This is a genomic window from Streptomyces sp. V2I9 (assembly GCF_030817475.1).
In the GTDB taxonomy this organism is placed as follows: Bacteria; Actinomycetota; Actinomycetes; order Streptomycetales; family Streptomycetaceae; genus Streptomyces.
Genome location: NZ_JAUSZJ010000002.1, coordinates 4,226,557 through 4,239,845 on the forward strand (window position 1 = coordinate 4,226,557; position 13,289 = coordinate 4,239,845).

Annotated in this window: 11 protein-coding genes and 1 riboswitch; of the genes, 5 read left to right on the forward strand and 6 right to left on the reverse strand. The window is 72.9% G+C overall.

What is annotated here, in order from left to right:
* Nucleotides 1-165 precede the first annotated feature (165 nt).
* A complete protein-coding gene (locus tag QFZ71_RS18835; protein WP_307669347.1) occupies nt 166-675 on the forward strand; it encodes a DoxX family protein in 510 nt (169 codons plus the stop codon).
* Here QFZ71_RS18835 and QFZ71_RS18840 read toward each other — a convergent pair.
* Together QFZ71_RS18840 and QFZ71_RS18845 are read right to left on the reverse strand one after the other, a co-directional pair.
* A complete protein-coding gene (locus QFZ71_RS18840; RefSeq protein ID WP_307669348.1) occupies nt 582-845 on the reverse strand; it encodes a hypothetical protein in 264 nt (87 codons plus the stop codon). The genes QFZ71_RS18835 and QFZ71_RS18840 overlap by 94 nt on opposite strands.
* Nucleotides 832-2,178 (reverse strand): PspC domain-containing protein, encoded by a 1,347-nt coding sequence (locus tag QFZ71_RS18845; RefSeq protein ID WP_307669349.1) that lies wholly within the window; start codon nt 2,176-2,178, stop codon nt 832-834. Before QFZ71_RS18845 ends, QFZ71_RS18840 begins: the two co-directional genes overlap by 14 nt.
* A 359-nt stretch (nt 2,179-2,537) precedes the next feature.
* Between QFZ71_RS18845 and QFZ71_RS18850 the strand changes: the two genes are divergently transcribed.
* Together QFZ71_RS18850 and QFZ71_RS18855 are read left to right on the forward strand one after the other, a co-directional pair.
* Nucleotides 2,538-3,824 (forward strand): ATP-binding protein, encoded by a 1,287-nt coding sequence (locus tag QFZ71_RS18850; protein WP_307669350.1) that lies wholly within the window; start codon nt 2,538-2,540, stop codon nt 3,822-3,824.
* Entirely contained in the window at nt 3,821-4,516 is a 696-nt protein-coding gene (locus QFZ71_RS18855) for a response regulator transcription factor (RefSeq protein WP_307669351.1), read from the forward strand. Before QFZ71_RS18850 ends, QFZ71_RS18855 begins: the two co-directional genes overlap by 4 nt.
* 111 nt (nt 4,517-4,627) lie before the next feature.
* Here the strand turns inward: QFZ71_RS18855 and QFZ71_RS18860 are convergent, their stop codons facing one another.
* Both QFZ71_RS18860 and QFZ71_RS18865 read right to left on the reverse strand, forming a co-directional pair.
* Nucleotides 4,628-5,401 carry a GNAT family N-acetyltransferase gene (locus tag QFZ71_RS18860; protein ID WP_307669352.1) on the reverse strand — a complete coding sequence of 258 codons (774 nt, stop codon included), beginning with the start codon at nt 5,399-5,401 and terminating at the stop codon, nt 4,628-4,630.
* 42 nt (nt 5,402-5,443) lie between these two features.
* Complete coding sequence (locus QFZ71_RS18865; protein WP_307669353.1) at nt 5,444-6,523, reverse strand: C40 family peptidase; 1,080 nt, start codon at nt 6,521-6,523, stop codon at nt 5,444-5,446.
* Between the two features lie 243 nt (nt 6,524-6,766).
* Here QFZ71_RS18865 and QFZ71_RS18870 point away from each other — a divergent pair, with 243 nt between their 5' ends.
* Nucleotides 6,767-7,120 (forward strand): hypothetical protein, encoded by a 354-nt coding sequence (locus QFZ71_RS18870; protein WP_307669354.1) that lies wholly within the window; start codon nt 6,767-6,769, stop codon nt 7,118-7,120.
* Nucleotides 7,121-7,220: 100 nt separating this feature from the next.
* Here QFZ71_RS18870 and QFZ71_RS18875 read toward each other — a convergent pair whose 3' ends face one another.
* Nucleotides 7,221-8,402: a C40 family peptidase gene (locus tag QFZ71_RS18875; protein WP_307669355.1), complete on the reverse strand. Its 1,182-nt coding sequence runs from the start codon at nt 8,400-8,402 to the stop codon at nt 7,221-7,223.
* Nucleotides 8,401-8,567: riboswitch (cyclic di-AMP (ydaO/yuaA leader) on the reverse strand. (Overlaps the previous gene by 2 nt.)
* A gap of 258 nt (nt 8,568-8,825) precedes the next feature.
* Between QFZ71_RS18875 and pcrA the strand changes: the two genes are divergently transcribed.
* Nucleotides 8,826-11,264, forward strand: coding sequence for a DNA helicase PcrA (pcrA, locus tag QFZ71_RS18880; protein WP_307669356.1), 2,439 nt, complete (start codon nt 8,826-8,828; stop codon nt 11,262-11,264).
* 70 nt (nt 11,265-11,334) lie between these two features.
* On the opposite strand, the gene QFZ71_RS18885 is transcribed toward pcrA, so the two are convergent.
* The gene (locus QFZ71_RS18885) at nt 11,335-13,128 is read right to left on the reverse strand and encodes a peptidoglycan DD-metalloendopeptidase family protein (RefSeq protein ID WP_307671510.1); all 1,794 of its coding nucleotides are present in this window, start codon (nt 13,126-13,128) and stop codon (nt 11,335-11,337) included.
* Nucleotides 13,129-13,289 lie beyond the last annotated feature (161 nt).

Consider the following 13,289-nt stretch of genomic DNA (forward strand, 5'->3'; position numbering starts at 1 on the left):
GCCGCCCGCCCGCCGGACGGCTTCTGCGGTCGTGCCCCGTCCTGCCCCGGCCGGCCTCCGTTCGTCGTGCCCATGGGCCGATCGTGTCCGGCCCCTGGTGAGCGATGCCCCGGAGGGCGTACGTATGGTCGGGACGACGGGACTTCGGGAAGCAGGGCGGTGGCGATGAACGGTTACGGCGGCGGATCGTACGGTCTGGGTGAGCGCAGGACGCTGAAGGAGCGGGCGGCGACGTACGCCCTGCTGCCGTTGCGGATCTTCCTCGGCGTCACCTTCGTCTACGCGGGGCTCGACAAGCTCACCGACAGCGCCTTCCTGGCCGCGGACGGCACCGGGTCCATCGGCGAGCTGATGCGCGGGGTGCGGGACTCCTCCGCGATCCCCGCCCTCGTCGATCTGGCGCTCAAGAGCCCCGAGGGTTTCGGTTACGCCATCGCGGTCGGCGAACTCCTCGTCGGTCTCGGCACCCTCGTCGGCCTCTGGGCCCGGACGGCGGCGGCCGGCGGCGCGCTGATCTCGCTGAGCCTCTGGCTGACGGTGAGCTGGCAGGCCACCCCGTACTACTACGGCAACGACCTGCCCTATCTGATGGCGTGGCTGCCGCTGGTGCTGGCGGGCGCGACCGTGTTCTCCGCCGACGCCTTCCTCGCCTCACGCCGGCGCCGGACCCTGTAGGCGATCCAGGTCACCGCCGCGGCCAGCCAGAGCCCGCCGAGGAACAGCGGCAGGAAGAACGTCCACGGGGCGTCCCAGGCCCCTGCGGCGTCGGCCGCGTAGCCACCGGCCAGACCCAGCATCACCAGGCCCGCCACCGCGCGGCCGGGCCGGAACTCATGACGCGGCACGGCTGACCTCCACCTGTCCGATGCCCACTTCCACCGTCAGCTCGATCGTTCCGGCCGGTCGTGCGCCGCGCGGCGGCGGCAGCGTGCGGTCGGTCGCCCTGCCGTCACCGGTCCGCAGCCGGAGCCGCGGCCCGTCCTCCAGCCGGACCTCCCCGAGACGCGCCTCGGTCCGGACCTTCACCGTGACGTTCTCCGGGACGACCACGGCCGCCCGGCCCGCCGCCACATCGAGACCGGTACGCACGGTCTCGCCCTTCGGGACCTTCAACCCGGACAGGTCCAGCCGCGCGTCGCCCGTGCTCAACTCGTAGTGCTGTCGCACCGCGCTCACCGAGGTCGGCCGCCAGTCCCGCCGGCCCCACGAGGTGTCGATGTCCTTCGGCAGCGCCGAAGCGCCCGCCAGCAGACCTGCCGTGACCATCGCCATGAAGACCGTGCCGAAGCCGGTCCGCCCCAGCACCGAGGCGATCAGCAGACCGAGCCCGAAGACGGCGAGGGCGGCGGCCAGACCGATCTGCAGGGCGGTGCCCAGCGGCTGCCGGTCCCAGCTCAGCCCGGTGCCCAGACCGGCCGCCACCAGCGCCGCCAGGAAGACCGGGCCGCCGATGGAGCGCGGTCCGCGCGGAACGGACGACGACTGCGGCGTCCGGAAGGGGGCGTCGGGGCTGGGCCGTCCCGCCTTCAGTCCGGCGTGCGCAGCCCCGGCGTCCGTGTCCGGCGGACCCCACAGATAGCCCGAGCTCCCCGGCCCGGTCGTGCCGTCCTTGACGATGGGGTCCCGCCACCACGACGGACTGCCCGGTGTCGGCGGAGCCTTCACCTCCGGGGGGGCGCCGAGCCCCCCGGTGTGCGCGGGGCCGCCGGGGGCGGCAGGGGCTCCGGGCGGGGCCGCCGGGTCCTCGGCCGCCGACGACCCGGGGGACCGCGTCCACACGAAGAAGCCGACGACGGCCACCGCCAGCAGCGCGGCGAACGACAGCATGCCCCGGTTGTGCAGCATCGAGAGGAAGAGCCCGCAGCCGATCAGCGCCAGCAGCAGGGCCACCAGCGCCGCCCCGTCGACCCGGCCCGACAGCAGCTTGCGCGCCTCGTTCTGGTCCTCGCCCTCGGCGGGCAGCAGCAGCCAGGCGAATCCGTAGAAGATCAGGCCGATCCCCCCGGTCACCGACAGGACGCCGAGCACGATCCGGAAGATCACCGGGTCCACGTCGCAGTACCGTCCCAGCCCGCCGCACACCCCGGCGACGACCTTCTGGCGCGGGGTGCGCCGCAGCGTCGGCTTCGGCGCTTCGGGGGGCGCGGCGCCGGGAGCGGCGTCGGAGGGAGCGGTCATGCCTCCATGGTGACGGGCCGGACCGGCCGCCGGGACCCTCTCCGACCCTGGACGGTCCCTGATATTGCCCGCCCGCGCCCCTGAGGGGCCGGAACCGCGGGCCGGGAGGCCGAGGCGAACACGCCGGACGGGCTGGGCGCGTGGGCATCGGACGGGGCGCCGGACGCGGGGCCGCCGGGCGCACGCGTCGGAGGACAGTGCGGCGGGGCGCACGCGCCGGACGAGAGAACAGGCGGGCGCACGCGCCGGACGAGAGGGCACGGGGGCTGCCGTCAGGCCGGGTGCGGGGGACAGCATCAGGGTCACTTCGGGGGCCGTCCCTGATGCCGCCCCGAGCCCGCGCGTGTGACGATCGGGGTATGCCAGCCGCCACCGCCCGAGCCGCCAGCTCCCTCGCCGCCGACCCGGAGGACGCCGCGCCGCGCAAGCTCTACCGCAGCGCCGACGGACGGCTGCTCGGCGGCGTCGCGCGCGGGCTCGCCGGACACCTCGGGCTGCCGGTCGCCTGGGTGCGGCTCGTCTTTCTCGGCCTGTTCGTCACCGACGGCCTCGGCGCCCTGCTCTACGCGGTGTTCTGGATCGTCGTCCCGCTGGGCGTCGGCGGCGTCGAGCCGACCCGCTCCGTGTTCGAGACCTCCCCGGAAGGCCGCCGCAAGCTCCGCAAGCCGGACAAGGGGCAGGTCTTCGCACTGGTCGCCCTGGCGGTCGGGGCCGTCGCGTACTTCGTCAACGTCGACATGGGCGGCGAGACCGGCCGCTACATCTGGCCCACCCTCCTGATCGGCGCGGGCTCCGTGCTGGTCTGGCGACAGGCGGACAACGCCCGCCGTGCCCGCTGGATGGAGGTCGGCCGCAACCGCAAGCTGCTCCACCTGGCCCGCGGGCTCGCCGGGGTCGCCCTGGTCGGCCTCGGACTCGCGGTCTTCCTCGTCGTCCGCGGCTCGGCCGCCCAGCTCGGCAATCTGCTCACCGCCGCCATCGCCGTGCTGACCGGCATCTTCCTGCTCGCCGGCCCCTATCTGGTCCGGATGACCCAGGACCTCTCCGAGGAGCGCCTGATGCGCATCCGCGCCCAGGAGCGGGCCGAGGTCGCCGCCCATGTCCACGACTCGGTTCTGCACACCCTCACCCTGATCCAGCGCAACGCCGACGACGGCGGCGAGGTCCGGCGCCTCGCCCGCGCCCAGGAGCGCGAACTGCGCAACTGGCTCTACAACCCGGAGGGAACCGGCAAGGACGAGGACGAGGAGCCGGCGACCCTGGCCGAGGCGGTCAAGCGGGCGGCCGCCGAGGTCGAGGACAAGCACGGCGTGCCCCTGGAGGTCGTCGTGGTCGGGGACTGCCCCCTCGACGAGAAGCTGGCCGCCCAGCTCCAGGCCGCGCGCGAGGCGATGGTCAACGCCGCCAAGTACGGTGGCGAGGGCGGGGCGGTGCAGGTCTTCGCGGAGGTCGAGGGGCGCACGGTCTTCGTGTCCGTACGGGACCGGGGTCCGGGTTTCGACCTGGACGAGGTTCCCGCCGACCGCATGGGCGTACGAGAATCAATCATCGGCCGGATGCAGCGCAACGGCGGGACCGCCCGGCTGCGTTCGGTGCCCGGCGGGGGCACCGAGGTCGAGCTGGAGATGGAGAGGGCGAGCGAATGACCGAGAACACCGAAGCCACCGGGGGCCCGGAGCGACGGGTACGGGTCGTGCTCGTCGACGACCACCGGATGTTCCGCACCGGGGTGCAGGCGGAGATCGGCCGCACCGAGGAGACCGGCGTCGAGGTGGTCGGCGAGGCCGCCGACGTCGACCAGGCGGTCACCGTCATCACGGCGACCCGCCCCGAGGTCGTCCTCCTCGACGTCCATCTGCCGGGCGGTGGCGGCGTCGAGGTGCTGCGCCGCTGCGCCCCGCTGATGGGCACGGTCGAGGACCCGGTCCGCTTCCTCGCGCTCTCCGTGTCGGATGCGGCCGAGGACGTCATCGGCGTCATCCGGGGCGGGGCACGCGGCTATGTCACCAAGACGATCACCGGCACCGACCTGGTCGACTCGATCTTCCGGGTCCAGGAGGGCGACGCGGTCTTCTCGCCCCGCCTGGCCGGGTTCGTGCTGGACGCCTTCGCCTCCACGGACGCCCCGCCGGTCGACGAGGACCTGGACCGCCTCACCCAGCGCGAGCGCGAGGTGCTGCGGCTGATCGCGCGCGGCTACGCGTACAAGGAGATCGCCAAGCAGCTGTTCATCTCGGTGAAGACGGTCGAGTCGCACGTCTCGGCGGTGCTGAGGAAGCTCCAGCTCTCCAACCGGCACGAGCTGACGCGTTGGGCGACGGCCCGCCGGCTGGTCTGAGCCGGGCGCGCCGGACGCGGTCTCCGGCGGGCCCGCGCTCCGTTCCGGAGTCCGAGGTGGGCCCGCGCTCCGTTCCGGAGTCCGAGGTGGGCCCGCGACCGGCTCCGGGGCTCAGGCGGGCCCCGGCTCCGGGACCAGCGAGATGTTGAGCTTCTCCCCGATCCGGCGGTAGCCGATGCCCGCGTAGACGCGTTCGACGTCCGGGCCGCCCGGTTCCAGCCAGACCGTCCGGCAGCCCTGGTCGAAGGCCCGTTGCGTCAGCCAGGCGGAGAGCGCCGCCCCGATGCCCCGGCGGCGGAAGCGGGCGGCGACGGCGAGCCCGGCCAGTTCGCTCAGCCCGTCGATCGCGGGCGAGCAGCCCCCGGCCCCGGCGGGCGCGCCGTCGAGGACGGCCAGGGCGGCCACCCCGTCCCCGGCGGCCGCGTCGCGCAGCCACTGGGCCATACCGGCTTCGGGCTCGCCCTCACCGCCGAAGCCCTGGTGCTGGACGCGGGCGGCGTCGGTGAACTCCGCCCCGGTGACCGGCGTGGCGATGCGGAGGCCGTCGACCGGGTTCGGCGTCCGGAGGTCGTCAGGGGCGCAGGCGAGCAGCGGGGCCCGGTTCTCCACGGTGAAGCCGGCGGCCAGCAGGGCCGGTTCGACGGCCGGGGCCCAGGCCGGCAGGAACTCCAGGCGGGGGAGCCGCCCGTGCTTTCCGAACGCGTCGACCAGCGCCGCCACGTCGTCCACCGTGGGTTCCGCGCCCCGGTCGGGGATGGCGTAGTTGGCGTACTTCAGCTCCCATCCGGGGTCGTGCCGGACGGTGAACGGGCCCACCCGGTAGGAGGACGGGGAGCGCAGCGCGAGCGCACGGGCGTAGTCCTGGACGGCGTTCGCCGGCATCATACGGGAGTTCCTTCGGCGGGAGGTCGGGACCTGCGCGGCGGACTATGCCACGCGGGTCGCTCCCGCGAAAGGCATGTCATCGACGGGCGCGATCCGGACCGGCGCTCCGGGGCGCGGGGCGTGGATCATCTGGCCGCCGCCGATGTAGAGGCCGACATGGCTGATCCCGGAGTAGAAGAAGACCAGGTCGCCGGGGGCCAGTTGGGAGCGCGGGACGCGCTGCCCGGCGTTGATCTGGGTGTAGGTGGTGCGCGGCAGGCTGACGCCGGCCGCCTTCCATGCCGCCTGGGTCAGGCCGGAGCAGTCGAAGGCGTTCGGGCCGGTCGCGCCCCAGACGTACGGTTTGCCGATCGCGCCGTGTGCGAAGGCGATGGCCTGCCCCGCACGGGAGTTCGGGGCGGCGACCGGGCCGCCGCGGTCGGCGGAACGGTCGGCGTGGGCGGGGCCGCCGCCGTGCCGGGCGTCGGCGGAGCGTTCGTAGGCGGCGCGCTGCTCGGCGGTCAGGGTGTCCAGCAGCTTCCGGGCGTCGGCCAGTTTGGTGCGGATCGCGGTGCGGTGCTCACGCAGTTCGGCACGGCGGGCGGCCAGGCGCTCGCTCTCCCGGTCGGCGCGGGCCTTGACCCGGGTGATCTGGGAGACCTGCCGCTTGATGCTCCGCAGCAGCCCGTTCTGCCGGACGCCCGCCCGGTCGAGGGAGGAGGCGCGTTCCAGGTAGGCGTCGGGGTCGGAGGAGAGCGCCAGTTGCAGGGCCGGGGCGAGGGTGCCGGAGCGGTACTGCGCGGTGGCCAGCGATCCCAGGGCGTGCCGGGCGGTGTTGAGGCGGCCGGTGCGGCGGGCCGCCTCGTCGGCCAGGGCGTCCACGGCGCGGGTGGCGGCGTCCGCCTTCTCCTTCGCCCCGTTGTACCGCTCCGTGGCGACCTCGGCGTCGTGGTACAGCCGGTCCACCTTCGCCCGGACCTGGGAGGCGGTGGGGGCCGGTTCGGCGGGGGCCGCGCCCGCAGGCGTGACCGAGCCGGCGGTGGCGGCCCCGGCGAGCGCCAGGGTGGCGGCGGTGCGGGCAGCAGAGCCGGTGAGGGGGCGCTGCTTGGGTTTTCGATGGGCTGACCTGCGGTGCGCTGCCACGGGGGCGGCATCCTTCCTCTCGGCTGCCCGCCGGGGAGCGGCGGGTCCGGGAAGGACGCTAATCCCGGCGCAGGGAAAAGAGGTGCCATGACAGCTATTGCCCTGAAGTGACGTTTCGCCGCTCGCCGATGATCGCCGATGTGACCCCGTACCGGGTCAAGCCGGTCGATAGCGGAGGAAGTGCGCAAGGAAGGCTTGCCCCACTGCAAGGTAAAACTTTGGCCATGGCTAGGCTCCGGAGCCATGGACGTACTCATCAACGTTGTCGTCGCCCTCCACATCATCGGCATCGCCTCCCTGCTGGGCGGCTTCCTGACCCAGATGAAGGCCGTGGGCGCCGGGACCGCCCGGTTCACCCCCGCGATGCTCCACGGTGCGCTGACCATGCTGATCACCGGCATCGCCCTGGTCGGCCTCAACCAGGCCGACGACCAGGCCGTCAACAACGTCAAGATCGGCATCAAGCTGGCACTGCTGGTCGTGATCCTCGCCCTGGTCTACGTCAAGCGCGACGAGGAGAAGGTGGACAAGGGCGCGTTCATGGCGGTCGGCGGGCTGACCGTGGTCAACATCTTCCTCGCCACGGTCTGGACCTGAGACTCGCCACGGTCCGGACCTGAGACCGGACGCGGTCCGGACCTGAGACCGGACGCGACACGCCGGGGGCGGCCGGTCACGGACCGCCCCCGCCCCGGTGTCACGCGGGCCGCACGCTCCCGTAGATCGGCATGGAGTAGATCGACTCCTCGCGCACGTTCGCACCCGGCTTCGGAGCGTGGATCATCATCCCCTCGCCCTTGTAGATCCCGACGTGGCTGATGTCGTCGTAGAAGAAGACCAGGTCACCCGGTTGCAGATCGGCCGTGGCCACGCGGGTGCCGAACTCGACCTGGTCCCAGGTGGTCCGGGGCAGCGTCACCCCCGCCTCCCGCCAGGCCGCCTGCGTCAGCCCCGAGCAGTCGTACGACGACGGGCCGGTCGCCCCCCATACGTACGGCTTCCCGATCTGGGCGCGGGCGAAGGCCAGCACCTTCTCCGCCTTGGCGGCGTAGCCGCTGCCCGTGCCGGAACCGGAGCCGGTCCCCGTACCCGTGCCGCCGCCCGAGGTGCCGCCGGACTCCTCCGCGGCCTCCTCGCGGGCCTTCTCCTCGGCCGCGGCCCGCTCCTTCGCCTCGGCGGCCTGCCGGGCGGCCAGCCGCGCCGCCTTCTCCCTGGCCTCGGCCTCCTTCTTGCGCTCCAGCTCCGCCAGCCGCGCCTTCTCCTCGGCCGTCAGCCGGGACAGCAGGCCGCGCGCCTCAGTGAGCTTGCTCTGCACGGCCTTCTTGCTGGAGGCGAGCGTGGCCTGCGTCTCGGTGAGGGTCTCCAGGCTCTTCACCGCCTCCGCGCGCTTCTTCGCCGCCGACGCCTGCTGCGTACGGAACTCGCTCACGGCCTTCTGCTGCCGCTCCGTCGCCCGGTCCATCAGCCGGCTCTGGTCGAAGTACCCCTGCGGGTCGTCCGCCAGGAAGAACGTCGCCGTGGGCGCGATGCCGCCGCTGCGGTACTGGGCCGCCGCGTAGGACCCCAGCGCCCGGCGGGCCTCGTTGATCTTCTCGGTCCGCTTCGCCACGTCGGAGAGCAGCGCGTCGACCTTCTTCTGCTGCGTCCCGGAGGCGGCCTTGGCCCGGTTGTACTCCTGGGTCGCGGCACCCGCCTGCCGGTACAGGGCGTCGACCTTCTTCCGGACCTCCTCGATCGCGGGCTTCGGCTCGGCGGGGGCGGCCGTGGCGCTCTGCGTGGAGAGCAGCGTCACGGAGGCCAGCGCGGCCGTCGTCAGCCCGACGGCGGGGGTGGTGCGCACCTTCGTACGCGGCTTGCGATGCGATGCCAAGACCGGCATCTCCTTCCGTGGACCGCCTACCGGGTTAGCTGTCGGGTTCGGACGGAACGGAAGGCTGTCCTACGGTCCGCATGCGAGGGCACGGACCGATTCACCCCGGTTCTGCGTGTGGGTCCCCGGTTCCGGACGGCCGGGTCGGCAGAACGGATTCGGCAGAGGTGGCCGTCGGGCGCGGTTCGCCCCAGGGAGGTACGGATCACCTGAGCGAGCACGCTAGCCAAAGCGCCCCGCCGCTGGGAAGGACGATGAGCGATATGCCCGATACATTTTCGTGACCTGCCCGGAACGGAGGTCCCGCACCCCCTCCCACCGGGCACTCCCTCACGGAACGTGCGCGTCCGCTCTCCGTGCGTCCGGTCCCGGACGTCCGCTCGGCGGCTTCGGCGGAAGGTTGTCGGTGCGTCCGCCTAGACTCGGATGGCGATGAGCAGCCTCTTTGACGACAGTTTCCTGACCGGCCTCCAGCCCGCGGAGGACGGCCCCCCGCCGCCCCCCGAGGACCACGCGCCCGAAGCGGTGCCGGAGGGACTCTTCGAGGGCGTCCACGACGCGCCCCCGCCGCCGCGGGACGGCTATTACCGGGACGGCCACCCGCGCCCGGCGATCGACTCCGCCGCGCTGCTCGACGGGCTGAACACCGAGCAGCGCGCCGCCGTCGTGCACGCCGGGTCCCCGCTGCTCATCGTCGCCGGGGCCGGCTCCGGCAAGACCCGGGTGCTCACCCACCGCATCGCCCACCTGCTGGCCGAGCGCGGCACCCACCCCGGTCAGATCCTCGCCATCACCTTCACCAACAAGGCCGCCGGCGAGATGAAGGAGCGCGTCGAGCAGCTCGTCGGCCCGCGCGCCAACGCGATGTGGGTCATGACCTTCCACAGCGCGTGCGTCCGCATCCTGCGCCGCGAGTCGAAGAAGCTCGGCTTCACCTCATCGTTCTCGATCTACGACGCCGCCGACTCCAAGCGCCTGATGGCCCTGGTCTGCCGCGATCTGGACCTGGACCCCAAGCGCTACCCGCCGAAGTCCTTCACCGCCAAGGTCTCCAACCTCAAGAACGAGCTCATCGACGAGGAGACCTTCGCCGGGCAGGCGGCGGACGGTTTCGAGAAGACCCTCGCCCAGGCGTACGCGCTCTACCAGGCCCGCCTGCGCGAGGCGAACGCCCTGGACTTCGACGACATCATCATGACGACGGTCCACCTCCTCCAGGCGTTCCCGGACGTCGCGGAGCACTACCGCCGCCGCTTCCGCCACGTTCTCGTCGACGAGTACCAGGACACGAACCACGCCCAGTACACGCTGGTACGGGAGCTGGTCGGCCCGGCCGGGGAGCACGACGCCCCCGCCGAGCTGTGCGTGGTCGGTGACGCGGACCAGTCGATCTACGCCTTCCGGGGCGCGACCATCCGCAACATCCTCCAGTTCGAGGAGGACTACCCGAGCGCCACGACGATCCTGCTGGAGCAGAACTACCGCTCCACGCAGACGATCCTCTCCGCCGCCAACGCCGTCATCGAGCGCAACGAGAGCCGCCGCCCCAAGAACCTCTGGACCAACGCCGGCTCCGGCGCCCGCATCACCGGGTACGTCGCGGACACCGAGCACGACGAGGCCCAGTTCGTCGCGGACGAGATCGACCGGCTCACCGACGCGGGCGACGCCAAGGCGGGCGACGTCGCGGTCTTCTACCGCACCAACGCCCAGTCGCGTGTCTTCGAGGAGATCCTCATCCGTGTCGGCCTGCCCTACAAGGTCGTCGGCGGCGTGCGCTTCTACGAGCGCAAGGAGGTCCGGGACGTCCTGGCCTACCTGCGCGTCCTCGCCAACCCGGAGGACACCGTCCCGCTCCGCCGCATCCTCAACGTCCCCAAGCGCGGCATCGGGGACCGCGCGGAGGCCATGATCGACGCCCTGTCGATGCGCGAGAAGATCTCCTTCCCGCAGGCCCTGCGCCGGGTGGACGAGGCGTACGGCATGGCCGCCCGCTCGTCCAACGCCGTCAAGCGCTTCAACACGCTGATGGAGGAGCTGCGCACGATCGTCGAGTCCGGCGCCGGGCCCGCCGTCGTGCTGGAAGCCGTCCTGGAGCGCACGGGCTATCTGGCGGAGCTCCAGTCCTCCACCGACCCCCAGGACGAGACGCGCATCGAGAACCTCCAGGAACTCGCCGCCGTCGCCCTGGAGTTCGAGCAGGAGCGCGGCGACGAGGAAGGCGCGGGCACCCTCGCGGAGTTCCTGGAGAAGGTCGCCCTCGTCGCGGACTCCGACCAGATCCCCGACGAGGACGAGGACGGCTCCGGCGTCATCACGCTGATGACGCTGCACACCGCGAAGGGCCTGGAGTTCCCGGTCGTCTTCCTCACCGGTCTGGAGGACGGCGTCTTCCCGCACATGCGGGCCCTCGGCCAGACCAAGGAGCTGGAGGAGGAGCGCCGCCTCGCCTACGTCGGCATCACCCGCGCCCGCGAACGGCTCTACCTGACCCGCGCCGCCATGCGCAGCGCCTGGGGCCAGCCCTCGTACAACCCGCCCTCGCGGTTCCTGGAGGAGATCCCGGAACAGCACCTGGACTGGCGGCGCAAGGGGCCGATGGCGGCCCCCGCCGGACCCACCTCCGGCATCACGTCCTCGCTCTCCTCCTCGCGCTCCCGCTCCGGCCCCTCGGGCTTCGCCACCCGGCGCGGGGCGGAGAAGCCCACGGTCGCCCTGGCGGTCGGGGACCGGGTCACGCACGACCAGTTCGGCCTGGGCACGGTGACGGCCGTCGAGGGCCACGGCGACCAGGCCAAGGCGACGGTCGACTTCGGCGACGAGCGCCCGAAGAAGCTGCTCCTGCGGTACGCGCCGGTCGAGAAGCTGTAGGCCGGGAACGGACGGAGGGGGAGGGCCTCGGCCCTCCCCCTCCGTCCACGTACTGTTCCGGCCGCGCCCGTCAGGTCGGGTTGAGGCCCTTGCCGCGCAGCCACACCAGCGGGTCGATCGACGCGCCGCCGCCGGGCCGGACCTCGAAGTGCAGATGCGCGCCGGTGGAGTTGCCCGAGTCGCCCGCGTATCCGATGACGTCACCGGCCTTCACCGGGCCCGAACGGATCCGGGTGCTGCTGAGGTGGCAGTACCAGGTCTCCGTGCCGTCGGCCGCGGTCACGATCGCCATGTTCCCGTACGCGCTGTTCCACCGGGTCTGCACGGTGCCGTCGGTGGCGGCCATGACCGGAGTGCCGTACGAGACGGGGAAGTCGATGCCCGTGTGCGCGGACATCCAGTTGATGCCCGCCTGGCCGTAGTAGGCGCTCAGCCCGTGCTGCTTGACCGGGAGGACGAACTTGGGGCGCAGCGCCTCGCGGCGGGCCGCCTCCTCCTCGCGCTTCTTCTTCTCCGCCGCCTGCCGCTCGCGCAGGTCGATGCGCTCCTGGGTGCGGCTCGCGCGCTCGCGGAAGTCGTCGCTGCCCTCGGAGAGCTGCTCCAGCTGGCTGTCCAGGCGGCTGTTCGCGGCGACCACCTCGGCCGAGGTGGGGTCCGCGATCGCCATCGACGCGGTCTTCTCCTCCGGCTTGTCGTCGCCGGGCAGCCCGCCGACCGAGGCGGCCGCGATGCCGGCGACGCTCATCACGCAGGCGGAGGGCACCGCGACGGTCAGCAGCGCGGAACGCTTGGCGGGGCTGCGGCGGCGAGCGCGGCTGCGCGGGGCGGGGGTGCGCACGCCGGTGCGGTTCGGGGAGTGCGGGGCGGGGAGGCCGTCCCCGGCGTCCGGCTCCGGCGCGGCGTCCGGCGTGAACGCGTGCTCGGCGTCCGGTGCGTCCTCCTCCGCGAGGACGGCGAACCCGGCGGTGGAGGACAGGTCGGTCCCGGAGTCGTCGGTCGTACGATCCGGCTCGGCCGGGCCCTCGGGCGTCGTCCCGTCGGCCGACCGCTGTTCGTACGCAGGGTCCGACGTCAGTTCGGGTTCGTACGCGGTGCTCTCGGGCGTGGCGCCGGAGTTCCAGGCGGTCGCGTCGTAGGCGCCGGTGTCGTACGCGGTCGTGCCGTAGGCGGTGTACACGCCGGTGTCGTACGTGCCGGTGTCCTGAGCGCCCGGCGCGAACGTGCCGGTGGCGAAGGCGGTGGTGGCGTACGTGCCGGTGTCGGCGGCGACGGCCGCCGTGCCGTACGCGCCGGCCGGGTACGCCCCGGTGTCGTAGGCGTCCGTCCCGTACGCGCCGCCGGTCGCGTAGGCCGTGTCGGCCGGGTACGTGCCGGTGTCGTAGGCGTCCGCCCCGTAGGCCCCGGCGCCGTACGCCTCCGAGGGATACGCGGAATCCGTGCCGTACGAGGCGTCCGTGCCGTACGAGGCGTCCGTGCAGCCGGTGGTGGGGAACGCGCCGGTCTCGGCGGTCGGCCACGAGCCGGTCGGGTCCTGGTCGGCGGTCTGCTGCCAGTTACCGGTGGGGTCCCACTGCTGCGGGACCTGCGGGGCCGGGGCCGCGTAGCCGTCGTCGTAGGTGAGCGTCTGCTGGGCGCCGGTGTTCCAGGCGGAGGCGTCGTACGGGCCGCTGTGGTCGGGCTGCCCGGTCGCGTAGGTGGTGGCGTAACCGGCGCCGTAGGCGCCGTCACCGGCCGCGGACCGGTCCGCGGCGTAGCCGGTTTGCGGGTCCCCGGAGAGGGAACCGAAGAGCGGGTCGGTGTCGAAGCTGCCGGTCGATCGGCCGTCGTACCCGACATGCCCGGCGGGGGGGTGCTGGTCGTTCACCAACTTCTCTCTCGCCTCGGCAGCAGGACTGTTCTGGGTCCCGGTCATGGGTGCCCCAGGGGGAAGCAGTGGCCGCGACTGTACCCGGCGGTATGTGAGGACGACAATCTTCGACAGGTTTTACGTCCGCAGGAAACGGGCAATCGAGCGTCTTTTGGAGG